Origin of the sequence: Microtetraspora fusca, assembly GCF_001570365.1 — a bacterium.
GTDB lineage: Bacteria > Actinomycetota > Actinomycetes > Streptosporangiales > Streptosporangiaceae > Microtetraspora > Microtetraspora fusca.
The window spans coordinates 95,008-117,873 of sequence record NZ_BBYK01000042.1 but is presented as its reverse complement, the minus strand read 5'-3'; the positions used below and the strand labels follow the sequence as shown (position 1 = coordinate 117,873).

Genomic DNA, 22,866 nt, shown 5'->3' with positions numbered 1-22,866 from the left:
TACCGATTCCCCAAAATCCCTCGTACTCCAGAGCTGAGGCGGCGGCGGTGTCCACGCGCATGGCGTGGATGAGCCGATCACCGGAGCCGACTTCACCCTGGCGAGGGATGTGCGGGGTGGGGTCGCCGAAGTCGAGCACGGTCAGCGCCTGGGGAAGCACCGGCTCGGTGCTCGGCCAGTTCGAGATCGATGAAAGCGGCGATCATGGCGCGCCACACGGCCTCGGCCACGCTCGGGGACAACCCGGCGCTCAGGGCACGCGCCCGGGCCGCCTGCACGACCTGCTCCACACGGCCGGGGGCGCGTACGGCCTGCTCGTCGGCCTTGAACGCGGCCGCGTGCCGGACCAGGGCCTGCCGGTCGGCGAGGAGACGGATCAGCTCACCGTCGAGCGCGTCGATTCGGGCGCGGACCTCGGCCAGGGAAGTGGGGTCGGACATCGGGGGATCCTCCTGTCGGATTCGGGGCCGCCGGAAGCCGGTCCAGAACCGAGAGGTGGAGGGCCGATCTCCGAGACGGCCCTGATCGCGCGTGCGTTATGGCCGTTCCATTACCGGCCACCAGAACACGCGCGAGCGACGATGCATGAAGGTCAACTTAGCACTGGCGGCCCTCCGCGCGGGGTCCGTGCGACAAGTCGGGCCCTACGGGACGATCTCGGCCCCAGGGACGGGCCCTTCAGCGGTGACGGCGGCGCGGCAGACCCCGGCGGCGGTCAGCGCGGCGGACAGCTCGCGGGCGTGGTCGGCGGACGCGGCCAGGAAGGCGCAGGTGGGCCCGGAACCGGAGACGATCGCCCCCAGGGCCCCGGCATCCCGGCCGACGTCGAGCGTCCGGGCGAGCGACGGACGGAGCGCGAGCGCGGCGGGTTCCAGGTCGTTGGCGAGGGCGGCGCCGAGCGCGCGGGCGTCCCCGGCCCGCAGGGCGGCCATGAGGGCCTCGTCGGCGGTCGGCCACGCGACCTCCTCGCCCGCTTCGGCCCTGATGCGGTCGCACTCGCCGTACACCCGGGGAGTGGACAGGCCGCCGTCGGCGAGGGCGAACACCCAGTGGAAGGCCCCGGTCGCCGGGACGGGGGTGAGCCGCTCGCCGCGTCCGGTGCCGACGGCCGTGCCGCCGAGGAGGGCGAACGGCACGTCGCTGCCGATGCCCGCGCCGATCTCCATGAGCTCCTCGCGGGGCAGGCCGAGTCCCCAGAGGGCGTCGCAGGCGAGGAGGGCGGCCGCGGCGTCGGCGCTGCCTCCGGCCATGCCGCCCGCGACCGGGATCGCCTTGCGGATCAGCAGGTCCACGCCGTACGGACGCCCGTCGGCCCCGATCTGCCCGGCGTGCTTGGCGAGGGCCTCGGCGGCGCGGGTCGCGAGGTTGGTGGCGTCCGCGGGCACCTGGGAGGCGGCCTCGCCCTCGACGCGTACGGTGAACGCGCCCGCGGCGGCCGGCTCGGTCGCCGTCACCTCGTCGAAGAGCGAGACGGCGTGGAAGACGTTCACCAGGTCGTGGTAGCCGTCGTCGCGCAACGGCCCGACGGCGAGCTGCAGGTTGACCTTGGCCGGGACACGCACCGTCACCCTCTGCGTAGCAGTCACAGCAGCCGAGCCTAGTGCCCCGTACACCGACCGGAGCCGGGCCGGAAGGCCGGTCAGACGCCGCCTAGGGTCGAGGGCGATTTTCGGCGATGCGTGCGAAGTCGGCGATGCCGAGCTGCTCCCCGCGCGCGGACGGCTCGACGCCTGCCCTGACCAGCGCCTCCTCGGCGGCGGCCGCCGTGCCGGCCCAGGAGGCCAGGGCGGCCCGGAGCGTCTTGCGGCGCTGCGCGAAGGCGGCGTCCACGGCCGCGAAGACCTCCTCGCGCGTGGCGGACGTCTCCGGCGGGTCGCGCCGTATCAGGGAGACCAGGCCGGAGTCGACGTTGGGCGCGGGCCAGAAGACGTTGCGACCCACCGGCCCGGCGCGGCGCACGTCGGCGTACCAGGCGGCCTTGAGCGAGGGGACGCCGTAGATACGCGACCCGGGGGCGGCGGCGAGGCGGTCGGCGACCTCGGCCTGCACCATGACGAGCCCGCGGCGTAGGGACGGCAGGATCTCCAGCAGGTGCAGGAGCACCGGCACCGACACGTTGTACGGCAGGTTGGCCACCAACGCGGTGGGCAGCGCGGGCAGGTCGTCCACGCCGATCTTCAGCGCGTCGGCGTGGACGACGCTGAGCCGGTCGGCGTGCTCGGAGTCCATCTGGGCGACGGTCAGGGGGAGCTGGACGGCGAGCGCCGGGTCGATCTCGACCGCCACGACCCGGGCCACCTCGGGGAGGAGAGCGAGGGTGAGCGAGCCGAGCCCCGGGCCGATCTCGATGACCACGTCGTCCGGGGTCACCTCGGCGACCCGGACGATGCGACGGACGGTGCCGCCGTCGATGACGAAGTTCTGCCCAAGCTTCTTGGTCGGCCGGATGCCCAGCTTCTCCGCGAGCGCGCGCACTTCAACAGGGCCGAGCAAAGTCATGCTGTCTAGTGTCCGGCATCGGAGCAGGTCTTCGTTACCGTGCCGGTCACCGGGAGAGCCGGCGGATCACGGTGCCCAGCACGCGCTCGCTCTGGAAGTAACCGAGGTGGCGGGAGTCGACGCTGGCCGCCGAGTTGTCCCCGAGCAGGAGCAGCATGCCGTCCGGCACACGCTTCTGTGTGAACGTCGGTGGCAAGGTGAGCGGATCACTCGGTACGGACGGCGGCGGCGAGCTGGGGCGATCGCCCGGCATAGAGGTCGGCGGCGAGGCAGGCAGATCACCGAGCACGAACGGCGACGTTAGTCGGTCGCGCGGCACAGATGCCGGCAGGGAGGCGAGCGGATCTCCCGGGACGGCGGCCACCCGCTTGATCATCCACTCTCTGGAGGCGATCGCCTGCCGCGACGCATGGCCCTGGAGCGGCGGGCGGGGCCACTCCATGCCGAGCACGGGCCGCTCCACCACGACGACCTGTTCGACGGCGACGGGAGCTCCGCGGCGGACGAGGACGCGGTCTCCGTCGTAACCTGCTCCGATGCCGAGACCGAGACCACGCCTCACACCCGCCGCCCGCGCGCCGGGGATGGACGACGTAAGCCTGTCGGAGGGCTTCCGGGCGGACGGCGAACGGGTGATCCGCACGTCGTCTCTCTCAGAGCGCGGGATCACCGGGTCCCCGCCGACAGCGACGCGGCCCCCGGCGCCTGCGCGCCCGCCACCCCATGCGCCTGCTCGGCTGCTGTTCTCGCTTCTTCCGTGCCCGGGTGGTATCCGGACGCCTGCAGGGCGAAGAGGCGGGCGTAGATGCCCCCGGCCGCCGTCAACTCGTCGTGACGGCCCTGCTCCGCGATCTGCCCGTCCGAGAGGACGACGATGCGGTCCGCGTCGCGGACCGCGCCGAGACGGTGCGAGACGAGCAGGCTGGTCTGGTCGGCCTGGTGCCGCTTGAGTGAGACGTGGATCTCGTGTTCGGCCTCGGCGTCGAGACCGGCCGACGGCTCGTCGAGGATCATCAGATCGCGCCGGTCCCGGAGGAACGCGCGGGCCAGGGCGAGCCGCTGCCACTGCCCGCCGGACAGCATGTGGCCGTTCCTGGCGTCCTCCTTCTCGCTCTCCATGAAGAACATGCGGGTCAACAGCGTGTCGAACGTCGACGGCAGTTCCATGATCTTGTCGTGGATCCCCGCCGCGCGCGCCGCCGCCGCGAGCCGGTCGCGATCGTCCAGCGCGGTCAGGTCGCCGAGGGCGATGTTCTCCCCGGCGGTCATGTCGTAGCTCATGTAGTCCTGGAAAACGGCGCCGATCCTGCGGCGCAGTTCGGCCACGTCGACGTCGCGGATGTCCACGCCGTCCCAGAGGATCGCGCCCCTGGTCGGGTCGTAGAACCTGCACAGGAGCTTTATCAGCGTCGATTTGCCCTCGCCGTTCAGTCCGACGAGGGCCACGGCCGCCCCCTTGGGGACGCGTAGATTGACGCCGCGCAGTACCCAGGAGTGGTCGTCCGAGTACCGGAACCACACGTCCCGGAACTCGATGCCGTGCCGCAGCGGCGGCAGTGGCGTCGGCGCCGCCCGCACCGGCAGGTCCGGCCCTGCCGTCGTCACCGCGACGTAGTGGTCGAACATCAGCAGCGCCTGGTTCGCGCGAGCCGCGTCGCCGGCCATCGCGACCAGGGCGCCCTGCGTGCCGGTGATCGCGGCGACGAACATCGCGACATCGCCGACGGAGATCCGGCCGGAGTGCGCGGAGATCACCGCCCAGAACAGCCCGACGCCGGACACCAGCGCGGCCAGCAGCCCGAGCCCGGTCTGGATGACCGTCTCCCGGCGATCGACCGCCCGCTTCGACCTGTTGGCGGTGGATCTTTCGGCGAGCATCCGTCCCCGTAGGAAGGGACCGATGCCGAACAGGCGCACCTCCTTGGCCGCCTGCACACTCGTGAGGAGCTGGCTGTAGAAGATCTCGCGCCGCTCGGCCGATCCGATGGTCCACAGCATCCCGGCCCGCCGGCGGGACATCGCGATCTCCGCGATCAACGTCGGCACGCCGGCCGCCAGGACGAGAAGCGTCAACGCCGGGCTCAGCAGAAGCAGCGAACCGAGGAACCCGACGAGGGTGACGAGCGCGCCGCCGACCCCGAGTGCCCCGTCCACGGCCTGGGCGGGCGCCACCATGCTGGCCTGCTGCGCGAGACGCAGCCGATCCAGGAAATGGGGGTTCTCGAACCGTCCCAGGCCGACGAACCCTTCGACGGCGGCGAACAGGCGGTCCTGCGCGATCATCCCGACGGCGCGATCCGCCTCCGCGCGCAGGTAGTGCGTCACCTGCGGGAGGGCCGCTGTGATCGTCCCGGCGACGGCCAGCCCCACCGCGAGCCCGGCGAGCGTGCCCAGGGGGGATCCGGCGATCAGGTGGTCGATGACGTTCTTGGTCAGCCAGGTGGCCACGACGGGGAACGCCCCGGCCACCAGGGTCAGCGACACGTACAGCGCGAGCGTGCCAGGCGCGGCCGCGGCCGCGAGGGAGAGCGCGATGGCCAGCCGCCTCACCCACGTGGCGACACCGGCGGCCGGGAGAGGAGCCCTGTCGACGCCCTCGGGGCTCAGCGTTCCGTCACGGTCCGGCCGGGAGGCCCCCGCCCCCGGCCCGCCCTGCTCCCGGGGCCGGTCCCGGGCGCCTGCGCCGCTCATGCCACGCCGACGGCCCGGCTCAGCTCGGGAGCGTCCGTCGTGACCACGACCCGGCCGGCGCCGTCCGGCGCGACGAGGAAGAGGGAGGGGTACGCGCGCACCCGGAAGGCGGCGCTCAACGGCCCGGTGTGGTCCTCCACGACGACCCGCGCCACCTCGCCCAACCGGCTGCGGAACTCACCGTCCGCCCCCTCGTCGGCCGCGATGACGGCGACGACCCGGTCACGCCCGCCCGGCATCTCGGCGGCGTACCGGACGAACGCCGGGAGCTTCGCCTTGCACGGCTCGCAGTCGGGGGAGAAGAAGCCGAACAGGGTTTCCCTCGTCAGATGGTCGCGGGTGAGCGGGCCGCCGTCGGCGGCGTGGACGGCGAACGGCCCGACCTCCTCACCCACGCCGAGCCCCGGCGCCTCCCTGCCGAGGGTCGTGAGGAACTCCGTGTGCTCCCGTAACCGCCTGATCACGCCCACGGTGAGGACCAGGTCGACCAGGCACACGACTCCGACGAGGACGACGGCGGCGATGAGAAACGGCATGGCTCTCCTCCTGCTTCATCGGAGACGGCCGCCCGAGGGGCCGACCCGGCTCATGGGACGGAAAAGTCCGAGGACGTCGTCGAGTACGGCGATCAGCGCGCCGAGCGTGAGGCCGCCGACGGCGGCGACCAGAACGCCCGCGGGGTGCGCGGTCTCACCCGCCGGGAGGATCCCGGTGGTGACCGCTCCTGCCGCGGCGAGGACCGCCAGAACGACGTTGCGGGCGACGTGTTCCGCCCCCAGGGGGATCGGGGACGCGCCGAAGCACCGGCATGAAACCGGGCCGTTGGATCGGTGAAATCGCATCGCGCATCCGCGCCGTTCACCCCGAAACAATCACGGCATATTCCCCGAGGCCGCGCACGGGCCGGCAGGGCTGCCGGCACTTTTCCACCGGACTCGGCGGCGACGTTCGCCGGCGCGTCACTCGCCCATGGACATGAAATGCACCGAAAATGTGGGAGTTCACGAAGGAGGCACGCACCGGCGCCGCCATATGTCCACTGCCGGTCGGCGGTCGACCAGGCGTGGGCGGAACGTTCGGGCTACCAGGCGCCGAAGGCGGCTTCGCCGTTGGCCATGATGGCGCCGGCGAGGTCGGCGACGTCCACGCCCCTGACCTCGGCCAGGCAGCGCAGGGTCAGCGGGATGAGATAGGGCGCGTTCGGCTTGCCCCGGTGCGGGGTGGGTGGGAGGTAGGGCGCGTCGGTCTCCACGAGGATGAGCTCGGCGGGCGCCACCCGGGCCGCCTCGCGGAGATATTCCGCGTTCTTGTACGTCACCGGCCCGGAGAACGACATGAAATAGCCGGCGTCGGCGCATTTCTTGGCCATCTCGCCGTCACCGGAGAAGCTGTGGAAGATCACGACGTCCGGCGCGCCCTGGTCGGCCAGCACGGCGAGCACGTCGTCGTGGGCGTCGCGGTCGTGGATGACCAGCGCCTTGCCGGTGCGCCTGGCGATCTCGATGTGCGCGCGGAAGCTCGCGTGCTGGTCGTCCCGGGAGGCCCAGTCGCGGAAGTAGTCGAGCCCGGTCTCCCCCACGGCCCGCACGTGCGGCAGCCGCGCCAGCTCCTCGATCTCGGCGAGCGTCTCCGGCGTGGCCGCGTGGGCCTCGTTCGGGTGGATCGCCACTCCCGCGTAGACGTCGTCGTGCCGCGCGGCGACCTCGGCGCCCCAGCGGGACGAGCGCAGGTCGTATCCGATGGTCACCAGCCGAGTCACCCCGACCATGCGGGCGTCGGCCAGGATGGCCTCGACCGACGCGCCCGCCGCCTGCGCGGCGAGCGCGACCTGATCGCCCGAGGACGCCTTGCGGTCGCCCACCATGATGTCGAGATGACAGTGGCTGTCGAACACCTCCGCCGACAGCGGCTCGGGCATCACAGGCAGCTCCCGGGACATCGTGCGAGATCTCCTGCCTGGTCAGTCGCCGAGCCGGGCGAGCTCTTCGTCCACGATCTTGGGATCGAGCTTGGCGAACAGCGGGGTCGGGGGCGCGAGCGGGACACCCGCCTGGATCGGCCGGTGCTCCCAGCGGGCGGCGCCCTCGTCGTACGCGCCGGTGATCACGGGGTAGTCGGGGCCGCCGTCCTCGTTGACCTCCTGGATCTCCGGCATGCCGGACCAGACGCCTTCGCCGCCCAGCATCTGGAAGATCTTGTTGGACGAGCTGGGCAGGAACGGCGTGAGCAGCGTCTTGGCGTCGTCCACGACCTGGAGCGCGACGTGGAGGATGGACTTCTGCCGCTCCGGGTCGTCCTTGATCTTCCAGGGCTCCTGCTCGGCGAGGTACTTGTTGGCCTCGCGGACCACGTCGAACGCCTCGTTCACGGCGTTCTTGAACCGGGAGCGGCCGAGCTCGGCGCCGACCTTGGGGAAGGCGTTCCTGGACAGCTCGAGCATGGCCCGGTCGGCGTCGGTGAGGTCGCCCGCCTCCGGGATCGCGCCGAAGTTCTTCGCCGCCATGGAGATCGAACGGTTGACCAGGTTGCCCCAGGCCGCCACCAACTCGCCGTTGTTGCGGTTGACGAACTCGGACCAGGTGAAGTCGGTGTCCTGGTTCTCCGGACCGGCGACGGCGATGTAGTAGCGCAGGGCGTCGGCGGAGTAGCGCTCCAGGAAGTCGCGGACGTAGATCACGACCTGCCGGGAGGAGGAGAACTTGCGGCCCTCCATCGTGAGGAACTCGCTGGACACGACCTCCGAGGGCAGGGCGAGCTTCCCGAGCGAGCCGACGGTGCCGTTCCGGGCGCCTTCGCCGTTGTAGCCGAGGAGGATCGCCGGCCAGATCTCCGAGTGGAAGACGATGTTGTCCTTGCCCATGAAGTAGTAGGCGCGGGCGTCCGGGTTCTGCCACCACTGGCGCCAGGCGTCCGGGTCGCCGCTGCGCCTGGCCCATTCGATGGAGGCCGAGAGGTAGCCGATGACGGCGTCGAACCAGACGTAGAGCCGCTTGTCGCTCCGGTCACGCCAGCCGTCCAGCGGGATCGGCACGCCCCAGTCGAGGTCGCGGCTGATCGCTCGCGGCTGGAGGTCGCCGAGCAGGTTGAGCGAGAACTTGAGGACGTTGGGCCGCCACTCGCCCTGCTTGGACTGCAGCCAGCTCCCGAGCGCCTCGGAGAACGCGGGCAGGTCGAGCATGAAGTGCTCGGTCTCGACGAACACCGGGGTCTCGCCGTTGATGCGCGACCTCGGGTTGATCAGGTCGATCGGGTCGAGCTGGTTGCCGCAGTTGTCACACTGGTCGCCGCGCGCCCCGTCGTACCCGCAGATGGGGCAGGTGCCCTCGATATAGCGGTCGGGGAGGGTCCGCCCGGTGGACGGGGAGATGGCGCCCATCGTGGTCTTGGGGAAGATGTAGCCGTTTTTGTACAGCCCGAGAAAGATCTCCTGGGCGACGGCGTAGTGATTGCCGGTGGTGGTCCGGGTGAACAGGTCGTAGGAGAGACCGAGCCCGGTCAGGTCCTCGGCGATCACCCGGTTGTAGCGGTCGGCGATCTCGCGGGCGGTCAGCCCCTCCTTGTCGGCCTGCACCTGGATGGGTGTGCCGTGCTCGTCGGTCCCGGAGACCATCAGCACCTTGTTGCCCGCCATCCGCTGGTAGCGGCTGAAGACGTCGGACGGCACGCCGAACCCTGAGACGTGCCCGATGTGGCGAGGACCGTTGGCGTAGGGCCACGCGACGGCGGTCAAGATGTGCTGGGACATGGTTCCAAGACTAGAGGCACGGGCACAGCGTCTCGAACCGATTACAGGACCGCCGGCCGCCGGGCCCGGAGGTAAAGGTTCCGGCCGCGTCCCACAGATCCTCGCCGGGGTTCCGGGCGACGGGTGGGACGGCTACGCGCCCCTCGTACCGGTGGAGTCCTGCGACACGGCCTCGTCCGTCTTCTCGGCGGAGCCGCGGCTGACGGCCTCGGCGGCCTCCTCGGCGGCGGAGGCGGCGATGTCCGCCGGGGTCTCCTTCGAGCGGCGGATGCCCAGGATGCTGATGAACAGCGACGCGAAGATGGTCTGGAAGCTCATCACGAACGCGGTCGCGGACGGCACGACCAGGCGCAGCGACTCGGCCGGGATCAGCTCGCCGAAGCCCCTGCCACCCCAGTGGGCCAGGGACGCGACCAGGCCGACGAGACCGGCGAGGGCGAGCAGGCCGCCCGCGACGAGGCCCTTCTCCAGGGTGACGATGTCCACGAGCTTGCGGACCCGCCTGTCCTCCGGCAGGAAGCCCTCCTCGGCGGCGTACACCTTGGTGAACAGGGCGAACAGCACCGCCTGGAAGCCGATCACCACCATGGCGGACGCCCCGACCAGGGTGTCGACGTCGAAGGCGAGCTTGCCGATGTAGACGGGGCCGAACGACAGCGCGGCGCCCATGATCAGGCCGATGGCGGTGAGCACCAGGCCGGGGATGAAGAACAGCCAGCGCGGGCTGTAGAGCAGCAGGAAGCGCAGGTGGCGCCAGCCGTCCCGCCAGGAGCGCAGGTGCGGCGGGCGGGAGCGGCCGTCCGGCGACAGCGTCGTCGGCACCTCGCGGACGTCGAGTCCCTGCAGGGTGGCCTTCACCACCATCTCGGACGCGAACTCCATGCCGCCGGTCTGCAGGCCGAGCCGCAGGATCGAGTCGCGCCGGAAGCCGCGCAGCCCGCAGTGGAAGTCGCCGATGGCGCTCGGGAAGAACAGCCGCCCGACGAACGACAGGACGGGGTTGCCGAGGTAGCGGTGCAGCGGCGGCATCGCGCCGGGGGCGATTCCGCCCCTGAAGCGGTTGCCCATGACCAGCTCGCCGCCGTCCCGCAACTGCTCGACGAACGGCATCAGGTTCGTGAAGTCGTACGAGTCGTCCGCGTCGCCCATGATCACGTACTTGCCGCGCGCGGCACGGATGCCGCCCATGAGGGCGTTGCCGTACCCCTTGGCGTCGATGTGGACCACACGGGCTCCGGCGTCGCGGGCGAGCTGCTGCGACCCGTCGGTGCTGCCGTTGTCGGCGATCACCACCTCGCCGTCGATGCCGTTCTCACGCATGCAGGCGATGGCTTTGCGGACGCATGTCTCGACGGTCTCGGCTTCATTGAGGCAGGGCATGACTACGGTCAGTTCCACGTCGCAACCCTTCGTCTACATTTGTGATCGCCCTAAGCAGTCAACCATGATGCCCTCTGCCCGGAGGTGCCCGGGGCAAGTCACCGAAACGGCTGGCATTCTGTAACCATGGTCGCGGTTGCGGAGCCTTCGTCATTAGACGCCCCCCCTGTTAGCAGGTGGAAGCGCCTTCTGGCCGTGCTCGTCCGCCACCGGGTGTTCGCGGTGGCGCTCGGGCTCGGGGCGCTTCTGCGCGTCGTCACCATGCTGGGTTTCGGCCCGGCCATGTGGTTCAACGACTCCTACGACTACGTCTCGGTGGCGCTGCACCCGCGTCCGCACCCGATCCGCCCGGACGGTTACGGGTTCTGGCTCCTGCTGCTCAAGCCGGTGCACAGCTTCGCGTTCGTGGTGTTCACCCAGCACCTGATGGGCCTGGGCTCCGGTCTGCTGATCTACGCGTTGCTGACCAAAAAATTCGGCCTGCCGCGCTGGGGGGCGACGCTCGCGGCCGTGCCCGTGCTGTTCGACGCGTACCAGATCCAGCTCGAGCAGCTCATCATGTCGGACGCGATGTTCACGCTGCTGGTCACGGCGGTGGTCACCCTCGTCCTGTGGCACAGGAAGATGTCCTGGCACGTGGGCGCTGCGGTCGGGGCGCTGCTCGCGCTGACCGCGCTGACCCGCAGCATCGGCCTGCCGATCCTCGCCCTGGTCGTGGTCTACCTGCTGGTCAAGCGGGCCGGGTGGAAGCCGATCACGGCGATGATCGCGGCCTGCGCGCTGCCCGTCCTCGCGTACATGGGGTGGTTCAAGGCGGTCAACGGGCAGTTCGCGATGACCAACAGCGACGGGGTGATCCTCTACATGCGGACCGCCCTCTTCGCCGACTGCCACAAGATGAAGCTCGACAAGCGCGAGGAGCTGGAGCTCGCCCTCCTGTGCATCAACACGCCGCCCGCCGAGCGGGGCCGTACGGCACAGGCGTACCTGTGGTGGGACGACCAGAACCAGCTCCACGTCTTCGGCTCGGGCATGAAGTTCACCCCGGAGATCAACGCCAACGCGAGCGCGTTCGCCAAAAAGGCGATCCTCGCGCAGCCGGGCGCCTACCTCGCCGCCGTGGGCAAGGACTTCTTCCGCGCCTTCGGCTGGGGGCGCCCGCTGTTCCCGGACGCCAAGACGTACCTGCAGTACCAGTTCGGCAACTACTACACGCAGAAGCTGCCCGCCTGGTCGTCGTACAAGGGCATGACGGACAAGGACGCCGAGCGGTACGAGAACGGCCCGGCGGCCACCCACGAGGTCAAGCCGTGGTCCGACATCATGATCGGCTACCAGAAGGCCGTGCGGCTCCCCGGCACGGTGCTCGGTCTGCTGCTGCTCGCCGGCCTGTACGGCGTCGCCGCCCGATGGCGCAGGCTGGGCGGGCCGGTGCTGCTGCCCTGGCTCGCCGCGGTGGGGCTGATCCTGGCCCCGGCCGCGACGGCCGAGTTCGACTACCGCTACCTGCTGCCGGCCGTACCGGTCGCGTGCCTCGCGGCCGCGATCTCGCTGCGCCACCTGCGGCTGCCGCGCAGGAGGCCCCGGCCCGCCTCGTGACCCCGCGGAGGCGGGTCATCGCCTCGAAGGCCGTCAGACGGCGGCTTTGAGGCGATCAGGTACCGCCGTGGACGCGGTTGTAGAGGTCGCGTTTGGGGACGCCGGCGGCCTTCGCGACGTCCGCGATGGCCTGCTTGCGGGAGACGCCCGTGGCCTCGCGCCGGGCGACCTCCTCGACGAGGTCGTCGATGTCCGGCTCGGCGGCCTCGGGGGCGTACCCGGCGACGACGAGGGTGATCTCTCCCCTGACCTCGCCCGCGGCCCAGTCGGTCAGCTCGGCCAGGGTCCCCCGGCGCACCTCCTCGTAGGTCTTGGTGAGCTCGCGGCAGACGGCGGCGGGGCGGTCGGTGCCGAACGCCTCGGCCATGGCGGCCAGGCAGGCGTGCAGGCGGTGCGGCGCCTCGAAGAACACCATGGTGCGCTCCTCGCGGGCCAGGCTCTCCAGGCGGCGGGCGCGCTCCCCCTGCTTGCGCGGCGGGAAGCCCTCGAAGCAGAACCGGTCGCTCGGCAGCCCGGAGATCGCGAGGGCGGTGGTGACGGCGGACGGGCCGGGCAGCGCGGTGACGCGGACGCCCGCCTCCACGGCGAGCCGGGTGAGCCGGTATCCGGGGTCGGACACGCCGGGCATCCCCGCGTCGGTGATCACGAGGACGGTCTCACCCTGGAGCAACTCGTCGAGCAGCTCCTTGGACCGCGCGGCCTCGTTCGCGTCGTAATAGGACACCACCCGCCCGGTCAGGGTCGCGCCAAGGTCGGACGCGAGCCGCCTGAGCCGGCGCGTGTCCTCGGCGGCGATCACGCCGGCCGTCTCCAGGGCCTCCCGCAGTCGGGGGGATGCGTCCCCCACCTGGCCGATCGGGGCTCCCGCCAGAATTAGCACGTTTCCCACCATATGAAAGGTTCATCATTGAAGAGTTGGATGCCGGTAATAGACCCGAACTTCATGGTCACCACGGGGACTCGACAGTAGTCTGTCCAGGTGGCCGTGACCGACTTCTCACATCAGGCGTTCGAGCAGCCCGAATCCGATCGGGATGCCGGGGCGCCGGTGTCCCTGCGGGAGCGGCTGGTGCCGCGGATGCCCGGCAGCCCTTTGTGGGGCTGGCTCGGACCGTTGATCGTGGCGGTGTTCGGAGCGTTCCTGCGTTTCTATCGCCTCGGGACGCCCAACGCGGTCGTCTTCGACGAGACGTACTACGCCAAGGACGCGTACTCGACGATCAAGTTCGGCACCGAGCGGGCGTTCGTCGACAACGCCAACGACCTGATGATCGCCGGAAAGACGGGCATCTTCAAGACTTGTGCGCAGGTCAGCGACTGCGCCGCGTACGTGGTGCACCCGCCGCTCGGCAAGTGGATGATCGGCGCCGGTGAGGCGATCTTCGGGTTGAACCCCTTCGGCTGGCGGTTCGCCGCCGCGCTGATCGGATCGCTGTCGATCTTCATCCTCGCCCGGGTCGCCCGCCGGATGACCCGGTCCACCCTGCTCGGCTGCCTGGCCGGGCTCCTGCTCTCCCTCGACGCCCTGCACTTCGTGCTGTCCCGCTCGGCGCTGCTGGACATCTTCCTGATGTTCTGGATCCTGGCCGGCTTCGCCTGCCTGGTCGTCGACCGGGACCAGGCGCGGCAGGCACTGGTCGAGTGGCGCGAGTCCGCCGCCTCGCTCGACGTCGGCCCCCGGCTCGGGTGGCGTCCGTGGCGGCTCGCGGCCGGGCTGTGCCTGGGCGCGGGCCTGGCGACCAAGTGGACGACGGTCTTCTTCATCGTCGCCTTCGCCGTCATGACGCTGGTGTGGGACGCGGGCGCGCGCCGCGCGGTCGGGCTGCGCCGGCCGTACGTCGAGACGCTCAAGCTGGAGCTGCCGCTCGCCGCCGCGTGGATGGCCGTGGTGCCCGGGGTGGCGTACATCGTCTCGTTCGCGGGCTGGTTCTTCACGGACAAGGGCTGGAACCGGCACTGGGACCAGGCCACGTCGCAGGGGAACCCGTTCTTCTTCGCGTTCGACTCGCTGCGCTCCTGGATCTCCTACCAGGTGCAGACCCTGGGCTCGCACACGAGCCTGTCCCAGCCGCACAACTACAAGTCCGAGCCGTGGAGCTGGCCGCTGCTGCTGCGCCCGGTGGCGTTCTTCTACGAGTCGCCACACGGCTGCGGCGCCGACAGCTGCTCCCAGGCGATCCTCGGCACCGGAACCCCGATCATCTGGTACGGCGGGCTCGCCGCGCTGATCGGCATGATCGCCTGGTATGTGGCGACCCGCGACTGGCGGGCGGGCGCGGTCCTGCTGTCGTACGCCGTGGGCTGGCTGCCGTGGTTCTACTACGCGATCGTCGACAACCGGACGATGTTCCTGTACTACATGATCCCGGTCGTCCCGTTCATGATCCTCGCGATCGTGCTGGCCTGCGGGCTGATCCTGGGACCGGCGGCCGCGCCGCGATGGCGACGGCAGGTCGGGTCGGTGGGCGTCGGCGTCTTCGCGCTGCTCGCGCTGGCGAACTTCGCCTGGCTCTACCCCGTGATCGCCGCCGAGGTGATCCCCTACACCGACTGGCTCGCCCGCATGCTCATCCGCGGCTCGAAGGGCTGGATCTAGGCCCTCATATGGTTGGTCCGAGGGGGTGGCGGCGAGTGACCATGGGTCGTCGCGGACGATGGGCGCAATACGGCAGACTGCGAGTCATGCCCGCACCTGACGTGGCCGCGCTCCTCGCCGAGCTGGAGCGCTCCGAGCCGGAAGCCGCCGAGCCGGCCCGTGTCGCCGTCGAGTGGCTGACGGGCGGCGAGGCGCTGGAGACGATCAGCCAGCTCGACGTGTGCGAGTTCCTCTGGTACACGCTGCCGGTCAAGGTCACGGGCGACCGCCAGGTGATCGCGCGGGCGCTCGGACGGCTGCTGCGGCTGGGCGGCATGCACCGCTACGCCGCACTGTGCGACTCGCCGGCGACCACCGAGATCCTGCAGGCGTACGCCCGGGACGGCGAGGAGGCCGGGACCGCGGCCTACCAGGCGGCGCTCGAGGCCACCGGCGTACTGCCGCCGGACGTCCCCGAGCTGGCCTGGAGCTCGATCATGGGGCCGGAGGAGCTGGGCGCGCACGTCGCCTGCGCGGCCGCGCTCGAACTGGCGATCATGTCGGGCGACCCGGTCGGCCGCGAGGCGCTGACCCGGCGCTGGCTGACCTCGCCCCGGCCCGAGCTCGGCGGCGACTGCTGGCTGCACCGTGTCCACGGCGAACGGCTGAACCGCTGGGTCCTCGGCCGGGGGAACGCCCGCCGCGAGCTGGCCCAGCCCTTCGAGGTGCGGCTGCACGCGCCCATCCCGATGCCGGCCGAGCCGCACCTGGAACCGCTGTGGTGGCTGCTCGGCATGGCGGTCGAGGGCGTGAAGCTGACCGAGAAGTTCAACGTGTCCCGTGCCATGGTCACGGAGTCGGTGGACAGGTTCGGGTGGGACGCCATGACCGCCGGCTCGGTCCGCGGCGAGGCCGACGTGCCGACGCTGACCACGCTCAGGGAGATCGCCGTCCAGGACCTGCGGGCGCTGCGCCGTACGGGCAGGAAGCTGGTACTCACCTCGGCGGGGCGCGGGCTGGTCGGGCGACCGGACAACCTGTGGGCAGCGGCCACGTCCACGCTCCTCCTCCCGGCCAAGGGCGAGCACGACTTCGAGATCTCGGTCCGCGAGGCGGCGCTGATGCTGCTCGCCGACGGCGCGGCCCTGCCGTACGAGGAGCTGCGGGACCGGATCCTGGAGGTCGTCAACGGCGAGGGCTGGCGCTCGGCCGCGGGCTCCAAGGTGGCGCCGCTCGACCTGTCCGCCCCGCTGGGCGAGCTGCAGCGCCGGCTCGACGCGCTCGATCTGCGTACCGGTTGCTCGTGGCGGGAGCCGTGGCAGCTCACGACGGTGGGCCGGGCGGCGGCGCTCTCCGCGCTGCGCACCCAGGCGCTGCGGCCGCGGCAGTACGCCGGCATGGGCTGATAGGCGTTTTCTGCCAGGTTTTCTTCAGGTTCCGGCGGCGGTCACCCGATCTGCCGCCCGGCGCGTCCTGGTTAGGTACGACGTTGTCGCTGCCATGGAAGGACATCGCCATCATGAACCGCCCCCACCATCCGTTGCTCGGCTTGAAACAGCGGAGCCCGGAGATGGTCGCGGAGGAGACCCGCAGGGTGAAGGCCAAACTGATCAGGATGTACGGATGGGACGGCTACCAGCGGGTGATCAGGCGGATGGAGTCTGATCTGGCCCGGCTCGAACAGGAGACGCGCGGCCTGGAGAACTAGGCCTCCGGCCGTCCGGTAGAGCCGCCTGGGGCGTCCCTCACCTCCGCATCGCGGGACGCGCCGGACGATCCCGCTGGGTCACCCGGGGCATCTCCTCCGGTGGCGCGGATCGTGCGGCGCGCCGCGGTGCGGGGCGCCTTCGGCCACGGACGAGCGAACCTGGATCACTGGCGAAAAGTTCTGCGCCGTTGTCGATTTCCGGACCTCCTATGTGTCGTACGTGATGGAGGCCCGGGCAGAGGGGTTCGGGACGGCGATGTCGGAGGGAAAGACGGGCCTTCCTACGGCCGGGACGCGTGGGGGTGGCCGATCGGTGTGGCGCACCACCTGTTCGTCACGGACGCCGACGAGGCGGCGGCCCGGCAAGGGGGGCGCGTGGCCGGATGAGGTGTTCACGAGCGAGGAGCAGGTGCGATGACGCAATACGCGGTGCTCATCTACGAGCGCGAGACGCCCGGCCGCGTGGCCGACATCCCGCCGGAGGTCATGCGGGCCCATGAGGAACTGCCGGCGCGGGTCGCCGAGGGAGGCGGCCGGATCGTCGCCGGGATGGCGCTGGAGCAGTCCGGTACGGCGACCTCGATCCGCGGCGACCTGGTGACGGACGGGCCCTTCATCGAGACCGAGGCGGCGCTGGCCGGGGTCTTCGTCCTGGAGGCGCGTGACCTCGACCACGCGCTGGCGCTGGCCCAACTGACACCGATCATGAACGGTGGTGTCGAGATCAGGCCACTGATCGGCTTCGACGTGGTGGAGGAACGCTGACCGAAGGCCGGGACGCCGAACCGGTCCAGGCCTACCGGGCGGCCCTGGCGCTCACCGGCAACGCCGCCGAGCAGGACTTCCTCATCGAACGCATCCGATCGACCGGAACGGCCCCGCGCGTCACCGGCTGAGCGGGTGCCGGAGCGAACCAGGCCCGGTCGTGATCCCCCGCGCGTGAACGAGCAGGTGTCCCCGGCCTTCAGCCCCGACTGTGGGACGTCGTCGCCTCGGCGGCCATCATGACGCGCCGGTGGGGGAGATCGGGAAGTGGCAGGCCACCTGGCGGCCGGCGGCGTCCGCCGTACGCAGGGTGGGCCGTTCGGTGCGGCAGCGCTCCCGCGCCAGCGGGCATCGCGGGTGGAAGGAGCAGCCGCCCGGCCGGTCGATGGGGCTCGGGACGTCCCCGGTCAGCACGACGCGCTCGCGGCGCGGGGCGTCCGACCCGTCGTCGATCTCCGGTACGGCCGACAGCAGGGCGTTGGTGTACGGATGGGCGGGGCTGGGGTAGAGCTCCTCGGCGTCGGCCACCTCGACGACCTCGCCCAGGTACATCACCGCGATCCGGTCGGACACGTGCCGCACCACGCCCAGGTCGTGGGCGACGAAGACGTAGGTGAGGCCCAGCTCCTCCTGGAGGTCGGCGAAGAGGTTGAGCACCTGGGCCTGCACCGAGACGTCCAGCGCCGAGACCGGCTCGTCGGCCACGACCAGCTTGGGGTTGAGCGCGATGGCCCGGGCGATGCCGACCCGCTGGCGCTGCCCGCCGGAGAACTCGTGCGGGTAGCGGTCCAGGTGCGCCCGGGTGAGGCCCACCAGGTCGAACAGCTCGGCGACCCGCTTCCTGATCGCGGCGGCGTCGCCGTACTTGTGGATGCGCAGCGGCTCGGCGACGGCGTCGCCGGCCGTGCGGCGCGGGTTGAGCGAGGCGTAGGGGTCCTGGAAGACCAGTTGCATGGCCGGGCGCAGCGGGCGCAGCGCGCGGCGCGACAGCGTGGTGATGTCCTGCCCCTGGAACTCCACCGTGCCTGAGGTGAGGTCGGTGAGCCGGACCAGGCAGCGGCCGAGCGTGGACTTGCCGCACCCGGACTCGCCCACCACGCCGAGCGTCTCGCCGGCGCGGACCTCCAGCGAGACCCCGTTCACGGCGTGTACGCGGCCGCGGCCCGCGCGGAAGTGCTTGACCACGTCCGTGGCCTTCAGCAACGTGCTCAACGCGTCCTCTTCTCTTCTGGCAGCCAGCAGGCGTCGAGGTGGCCGGAATCGCCGGTCAGCGGCGGGACCTCGGCGCACGCGGCGAAGCTGTGCGCGCATCGGTCGGCGAACGGGCACCCCTGCCCGGACGCTCCCGGGGTGCCGGGGATGGTGGGCAGGCGGCGCGCCCGGGGGCCGTTGACGCGCGGCACGGAGTCGAGCAGCCCCCAGGTGTACGGGTGGCGCGGGGTGTGGAAGACCTGGCGGCGGCTCCCCCGCTCGACGGCCCGCCCGCCGTACATCACGAGGACCTCGTCGGCGATCTCCGACACCACGCCCATGTCGTGCGTGATCATCACGACGGCCGAGCCGTGATCGGCGCGCAGGCGGCGCATGAGATCGAGGATCTGCGCCTGCGTGGTGACGTCGAGCGCGGTGGTCGGCTCGTCGGCGATGAGCAGGGCGGGGTTGCAGGACAGCGCCATCGCGATGACGGCCCGCTGCCGCATGCCGCCGGAGAACTCGTGCGGGTAGGCGTCCACGCGCTGCTCGGGGGCCGGGATGCCGACCTCGCCGAGCAGCGCGATCGCGCGGTCGCGGGCGGCCCGCCGGGAGACCTTCTCGTGGGCGCGGATCTGCTCGGCGATCTGCCAGCCGATCGTGTACACGGGGGTGAGCGCGGTCATCGGGTCCTGGAAGATCATGGCGATCTCGCGTCCCCGGATGGCCCGCATCTCGGCGTTCTTCAGTGTGAGCAGGTCGCGCCCGCGGAAGACGACCTTCCCCGAGATCTCGGCGCCCGGGGTGCGGATCAGGCCGAGCACGCCGAGCATCGACACGCTCTTGCCCGAGCCCGACTCCCCCACCACGCCCAGCACCTCGCCGGGCCGTACGGAGAAGGACAGCCCGTCGACGGCCGTGAAGCCGCCGAAGCGGATCCGCAGGTCGCTGACCTCAAGCAACGGTTCAGGCACGGCGCACCCTCGGGTCGAGCCGGGCGTACAGGACGTCCACCACGGCGTTGGCCAGCACGACGAAGAAGGCGGCGTACAGGACCGTGCCCATGATCACGGGCAGGTCGAGGTTCTGCAGCGCCTGGTAGGTGAGCTTGCCGACCCCCGGGAGGCCGAAGACCACCTCGGTCAGCAGCGCCGCGCCGCCGACCAGCGCCCCGAAGTCCAGGCCGAACAGCGACACGATCGGGATCAGCGAGCAGCGCAGCGCGTGCTTGACGAGGATGCGCCGCTCCGACAGGCCCTTGGCGCGGGCGGTGCGCACGTAGTCCTCGTTCAGCGCGTTGATCAGCTCGCCGCGCAGCAGCCGGGCGTAGATCCCGGCGTACAGCAGGGCCAGCGTGAGCCAGGGGAAGAGCAGGTGAAGCGCCCACTGGCCGATGCCCTCCGACATGGGCACGTAGCCGAGCGGCGGCACCCAGGAGAAGACCGAGTCGTGGAGCTGCTTCTGGGTGATGAGGTTGACGACCTCGCCCAGCCAGTAGACCGGGAGCGAGACGCCGAAGACGCCGAGCAGCATGACCAGCGGGTCGACCAGCGTGCCGCGCATGGCCCCGGCGAGGGTGCCCATGCCCACGCCCAGGACCATCCAGATCACCGCCGCGCCCACGACGAGCGAGAGCGTGACCGGGACCGCCTCGATGATCTGCGGGATCACCAGGGTGCCCCGGTTCACGAACGAGGTCAGGTCGTGGGAGATGAACAGGTGCTTCATCATCAGCGCGTACTGGACGGGCAGCGGCTTGTCGAACCCGAACGACGCCCGCACCTGGGCCAGCGTGGCCGGGTCGGCGTTCTTGCCCGCGATGCGGGCGGCCGGGTCCACGCCGGGTGTGGCGAAGAAGATCAGGAAGACCAGCACGCTGATCGCGAACAGCACGAGCAGGGCGGCGCCGAAGCGGCGCAGGATGTAACCGATCATCAGGCGCCTCCCCGCAGCCGGGCGTTCGGGTCGAGCGCGTCGCGCACGCCGTCGCCGAGGACATTGAGCGCGACCGCGGTCAGCCCGACACAGAGGCCGGCCGCGATCGTGATCGCGGGCCGGGTGTAGAGCAGGGCGAGGCCGTCGTTGATGATCGTCCCCCAGCTCGCGTCCGGCGACTGCACGCCCACCGACAGGAACGACAGGGCCGACTCCGTCAGCATGTTGAGCGCGGTCATCAGCGGCAGGAACACCACGACCGTGGGCAGCACGTTCGGCAGCACCTCGCGCCGCATGATCCGCAGGTCGGACGCGCCGAGCCCGACGGCGGCGTGCAGGAACTCCTTGTTCCGCAGCGCCATCACCTGGCCGCGCAGCGGCCGGGCCACGTACGGCACGTAGATCAGCGCGATGATGACGACGGGGAGCGCGAGGCTGCCCGCGTCGATGTGGATCGGCCCCAGGTGCAGTCCGCTGGTGAGCAGCACCACCGACAGGCAGATCGCCAGCAGGTAGACCGGGAAGGCCCAGATCACGTCGAAGAAGCGGGAGAGGACCGCGTCGATCCAGCCGCCGAAGTATCCGGCCAGCACGCCGAGCACCGTGGCCAGCGCGCAGCACACCACCGCGGAGGACAGGCCGATCAGCAGGCTGTTGCGCCCGCCGTACAGGAGCCGGGCCATCACGTCGCGGCCCTGGTTGTCCGCGCCGAGGAAGTAGTTGCCGGGGTCCCAGGTCGGCCCGACCGGGGTGACGCCCAGGCCGAGGCCCTCGGTGCTCTGGGCGAGGACGGGCACCCGTGCGCCGTTCACGACCACGGTGCCGGAGGCGTTGGACGTGAACGGGTCGGTGTGCGCGATCGCGTTCGCGTAGACCGGCGCGAGCACGCAGGCGAGCACGATGAGCAGCAGCCCGGCTCCGGCGATCATCGCGGAGCGGTTGCGCCGCAGCCGGCCGAGCGCCCGCCGCCAGGGCCCGGCGGACGGCCGCGCCGCCCGCCCGGCCGCCGGCGTGTCGGTCACCGGCTCCTCGGCTGTGGCCCTGACCGGGGACGTCACTTGACCCACATCTGGTCGAGCAGCGCGTGGAACTGCGCGTGGAACTGGTAGTTGCCGACGTTCTTGGAGACGAAGTCGATCTGCTTGGGGTTGAACAGCGGGACGATCGGGCCCTTCTTCATGAGCTCGCGGTCGAGCTCACCCCAGAGCTTGCCGGAGGCGGCCGTGTCGCTCTGGTCCAGCTTCATCGCCTCGGCGATCTTGGCGTCCACGTCCTTGTCGCAGAAGCCGGAGATGTTGATGCTGGCGTCGCTCCCCTCGCGGAACGAGGCGCACGAGAGCAGGACGTTGATGAAGTTCGAGGCCGCGGGATAGTCGGCGTACCACTGGGAGACGCTGAGCTGGACCTTGTTCTTCGTGTTCTGGATGTAGGTGAAGTGGATGTTGGTGGAGATCACCTTCAGCTTGGCCCGGTAGCCGATCTGCTCAAGGGTGCTCCGGACGTACTCGCCGATCTGCTTGCTCACGTCGTCGTCGGAGACCACGACGGAGACCTCCTGGCCGGACGTGCCGGACTGCTGGACCAGTTCCTTGGCCTTGGCCAGGTCCTGCTGCGGGAAGTCGCAGAAGTCGGCGTGGCCGGGGAAGGCCGGGGGCAGGATCGTGCAGGCCGGCTGCGCCACGTTCGCGCCGCCGAACATCTTCACCAGGGCGTTCTTGTCGAACGCCCACTGGAGCGCCTCCCTGGCCTCGGGCTTGTCGAAGGGCGCGAGGTTGACGTTGACCGGGATGTACCAGAAGGCGGCGAGCGGGTTCACGTGCGCCTGCTCGGCGTACGTGGTGCCGATCTCGGTGAGCCGGTCGGCGGGCAGCGGGTCGAAGATCCAGTCAGCCTGGCCGTTCTGCACCGCGGTGACCGCGCCCTCGGGGGTGAGGCCGTAGTTGTAGTCGATCTCGTCGGGGTAGCCCTGCGGCTGCGCGTCCCGCGACCACTCGGTGAAGTTCGGGTTGCGAACCAGCTTCATCTGCTTGTTCGGGTTGTACGACTCCACCTTGTACGGCCCGGTGCCCGGGATCGGGGTGGTGCCCTGGTCCTTGTCGGGGGTGCCCTTCGGCAGCACGACGGCGTGCGGGAGCGCGAGCTTCTGCAGGAACTCCGAGTCGGCCGCGACGAGGTTGATCGTGATGGTGTTCGCCGCGGCGTCGGCGACGACCCCCTTGTCCAGGGTGCAGCCCGCGGGCTTCTTCACGCAGTCGGCGGCGCCCACGATGCCGGAGTAGAAGGTGCCGGACGTCGGGCCGGAGACCCGGAAGATCCGCTGGAACGACGCCACGACGTCGTCCACCGTGACCGCCTCGCCGGTGGCGAACTTCACGTCCTTGCGCAGCTTGAAGGTGTACGTCTTGCCGTCCGCGCTGACCTGCGGCATCTCCTCGGCGAGGTCCGGGACGATGTCGTACGACGCCTTGCCGCCGACCTTGCGGAAGGAGACCAGGCCGTCGTAGAGGGCCTGGAAGATCTGCCAGTTGCCGTTGCTGTAGTTGATGTGCGGGTCGAGCGTGCCGTCACCCGACTTGGCCAGCAGGCGGAGCGTGCCCCCCTTGTGCTGCTCCTGGAACCCGGCGGCGGTGGTCTGGGCGGGCTGCCCGGCCCCGTCCGTGGCGGAGGTGGCGGCGCCGCCGCCTCCGGAGCAGGCGGCGACGCCGACGGCCAGCAGTGCGGCGCCGGCGGTCCGGGTCGCCATGGCGGTGATGCGCTTCATGCGGGGATCCCTCACGA

At 70.8% G+C, this 22,866-nt stretch carries 21 protein-coding genes; 5 read left to right on the top strand and 16 right to left on the bottom strand.

Going from position 1 to position 22,866, the window contains the following annotated elements:
- Positions 1 to 92 precede the first annotated feature (92 nt).
- The 10 genes from AWQ68_RS09760 to AWQ68_RS09715 form a co-directional block, all read right to left on the bottom strand.
- A complete protein-coding gene (locus AWQ68_RS09760; RefSeq protein ID WP_066938047.1) occupies positions 93 to 440 on the bottom strand; it encodes a chorismate mutase in 348 nt (115 codons plus the stop codon).
- A 204-nt stretch (positions 441 to 644) separates the two neighbouring features.
- Complete coding sequence (locus AWQ68_RS09755) at positions 645 to 1,586, bottom strand: 4-(cytidine 5'-diphospho)-2-C-methyl-D-erythritol kinase (protein WP_066938043.1); 942 nt, start codon at positions 1,584 to 1,586, stop codon at positions 645 to 647.
- A 64-nt stretch (positions 1,587 to 1,650) separates the two neighbouring features.
- Positions 1,651 to 2,499, bottom strand: a complete 849-nt coding sequence (gene rsmA / locus AWQ68_RS09750; protein WP_066938040.1) for a 16S rRNA (adenine(1518)-N(6)/adenine(1519)-N(6))-dimethyltransferase RsmA — start codon at positions 2,497 to 2,499, stop codon at positions 1,651 to 1,653.
- Positions 2,500 to 2,545: 46 nt separating this feature from the next.
- Positions 2,546 to 3,061: a S26 family signal peptidase gene (locus AWQ68_RS09745; protein WP_157545084.1), complete on the bottom strand. Its 516-nt coding sequence runs from the start codon at positions 3,059 to 3,061 to the stop codon at positions 2,546 to 2,548.
- 104 nt (positions 3,062 to 3,165) lie between these two features.
- Positions 3,166 to 5,190 carry an ABC transporter ATP-binding protein gene (locus AWQ68_RS09740; protein ID WP_066938034.1) on the bottom strand — a complete coding sequence of 675 codons (2,025 nt, stop codon included), beginning with the start codon at positions 5,188 to 5,190 and terminating at the stop codon, positions 3,166 to 3,168.
- Positions 5,187 to 5,726: a TlpA disulfide reductase family protein gene (locus AWQ68_RS09735; RefSeq protein WP_066938031.1), complete on the bottom strand. Its 540-nt coding sequence runs from the start codon at positions 5,724 to 5,726 to the stop codon at positions 5,187 to 5,189. Before AWQ68_RS09735 ends, AWQ68_RS09740 begins: the two co-directional genes overlap by 4 nt.
- A gap of 15 nt (positions 5,727 to 5,741) precedes the next feature.
- The gene (locus AWQ68_RS09730; RefSeq protein ID WP_066938028.1) at positions 5,742 to 6,032 is read right to left on the bottom strand and encodes a hypothetical protein; all 291 of its coding nucleotides are present in this window, start codon (positions 6,030 to 6,032) and stop codon (positions 5,742 to 5,744) included.
- Between the two features lie 239 nt (positions 6,033 to 6,271).
- Positions 6,272 to 7,129, bottom strand: coding sequence for a TatD family hydrolase (locus AWQ68_RS09725; RefSeq protein ID WP_066938026.1), 858 nt, complete (start codon positions 7,127 to 7,129; stop codon positions 6,272 to 6,274).
- A gap of 21 nt (positions 7,130 to 7,150) precedes the next feature.
- The gene (gene metG / locus AWQ68_RS09720; protein ID WP_066938023.1) at positions 7,151 to 8,935 is read right to left on the bottom strand and encodes a methionine--tRNA ligase; all 1,785 of its coding nucleotides are present in this window, start codon (positions 8,933 to 8,935) and stop codon (positions 7,151 to 7,153) included.
- Between the two features lie 132 nt (positions 8,936 to 9,067).
- Positions 9,068 to 10,333 carry a glycosyltransferase family 2 protein gene (locus tag AWQ68_RS09715; RefSeq protein ID WP_066938019.1) on the bottom strand — a complete coding sequence of 422 codons (1,266 nt, stop codon included), beginning with the start codon at positions 10,331 to 10,333 and terminating at the stop codon, positions 9,068 to 9,070.
- 177 nt (positions 10,334 to 10,510) lie between these two features.
- Here AWQ68_RS09715 and AWQ68_RS09710 point away from each other — a divergent pair, with 177 nt between their 5' ends.
- A complete protein-coding gene (locus AWQ68_RS09710; protein WP_245655830.1) occupies positions 10,511 to 11,914 on the top strand; it encodes a hypothetical protein in 1,404 nt (467 codons plus the stop codon).
- 55 nt (positions 11,915 to 11,969) lie between these two features.
- On the opposite strand, the gene rsmI is transcribed toward AWQ68_RS09710, so the two are convergent.
- Entirely contained in the window at positions 11,970 to 12,806 is an 837-nt protein-coding gene (gene rsmI / locus AWQ68_RS09705) for a 16S rRNA (cytidine(1402)-2'-O)-methyltransferase (RefSeq protein ID WP_066938013.1), read from the bottom strand.
- An 87-nt stretch (positions 12,807 to 12,893) separates the two neighbouring features.
- On the opposite strand from rsmI, the gene AWQ68_RS09700 reads away from it, so the two are divergent.
- From AWQ68_RS09700 to AWQ68_RS09685, 4 genes are all read left to right on the top strand, one after another.
- Positions 12,894 to 14,510, top strand: a complete 1,617-nt coding sequence (locus tag AWQ68_RS09700) for a dolichyl-phosphate-mannose--protein mannosyltransferase (protein WP_066938010.1) — start codon at positions 12,894 to 12,896, stop codon at positions 14,508 to 14,510.
- 86 nt (positions 14,511 to 14,596) lie between these two features.
- A complete protein-coding gene (locus tag AWQ68_RS09695) occupies positions 14,597 to 15,895 on the top strand; it encodes a hypothetical protein (RefSeq protein WP_066938009.1) in 1,299 nt (432 codons plus the stop codon).
- A gap of 113 nt (positions 15,896 to 16,008) precedes the next feature.
- Positions 16,009 to 16,197 (top strand): hypothetical protein, encoded by a 189-nt coding sequence (locus tag AWQ68_RS09690; protein ID WP_066938007.1) that lies wholly within the window; start codon positions 16,009 to 16,011, stop codon positions 16,195 to 16,197.
- A gap of 414 nt (positions 16,198 to 16,611) precedes the next feature.
- Positions 16,612 to 16,962: a YciI family protein gene (locus tag AWQ68_RS09685; protein WP_066938005.1), complete on the top strand. Its 351-nt coding sequence runs from the start codon at positions 16,612 to 16,614 to the stop codon at positions 16,960 to 16,962.
- A 237-nt stretch (positions 16,963 to 17,199) separates the two neighbouring features.
- On the opposite strand, the gene AWQ68_RS09680 is transcribed toward AWQ68_RS09685, so the two are convergent.
- From AWQ68_RS09680 to AWQ68_RS09660, 5 genes are read right to left on the bottom strand one after another with little or no spacing between them, the layout of a single operon-like run.
- A complete protein-coding gene (locus tag AWQ68_RS09680) occupies positions 17,200 to 18,174 on the bottom strand; it encodes an ABC transporter ATP-binding protein (RefSeq protein WP_245655829.1) in 975 nt (324 codons plus the stop codon).
- Positions 18,171 to 19,127, bottom strand: a complete 957-nt coding sequence (locus AWQ68_RS09675) for an ABC transporter ATP-binding protein (protein ID WP_066938004.1) — start codon at positions 19,125 to 19,127, stop codon at positions 18,171 to 18,173. The genes AWQ68_RS09680 and AWQ68_RS09675 overlap by 4 nt, the downstream gene beginning before the upstream one ends.
- The gene (locus AWQ68_RS09670) at positions 19,120 to 20,088 is read right to left on the bottom strand and encodes an ABC transporter permease (RefSeq protein WP_066938002.1); all 969 of its coding nucleotides are present in this window, start codon (positions 20,086 to 20,088) and stop codon (positions 19,120 to 19,122) included. Before AWQ68_RS09670 ends, AWQ68_RS09675 begins: the two co-directional genes overlap by 8 nt.
- Positions 20,088 to 21,110 carry an ABC transporter permease gene (locus tag AWQ68_RS09665; protein ID WP_066938000.1) on the bottom strand — a complete coding sequence of 341 codons (1,023 nt, stop codon included), beginning with the start codon at positions 21,108 to 21,110 and terminating at the stop codon, positions 20,088 to 20,090. Before AWQ68_RS09665 ends, AWQ68_RS09670 begins: the two co-directional genes overlap by 1 nt.
- A gap of 32 nt (positions 21,111 to 21,142) precedes the next feature.
- Positions 21,143 to 22,849 (bottom strand): ABC transporter substrate-binding protein, encoded by a 1,707-nt coding sequence (locus AWQ68_RS09660; RefSeq protein ID WP_066937998.1) that lies wholly within the window; start codon positions 22,847 to 22,849, stop codon positions 21,143 to 21,145.
- Positions 22,850 to 22,866 lie beyond the last annotated feature (17 nt).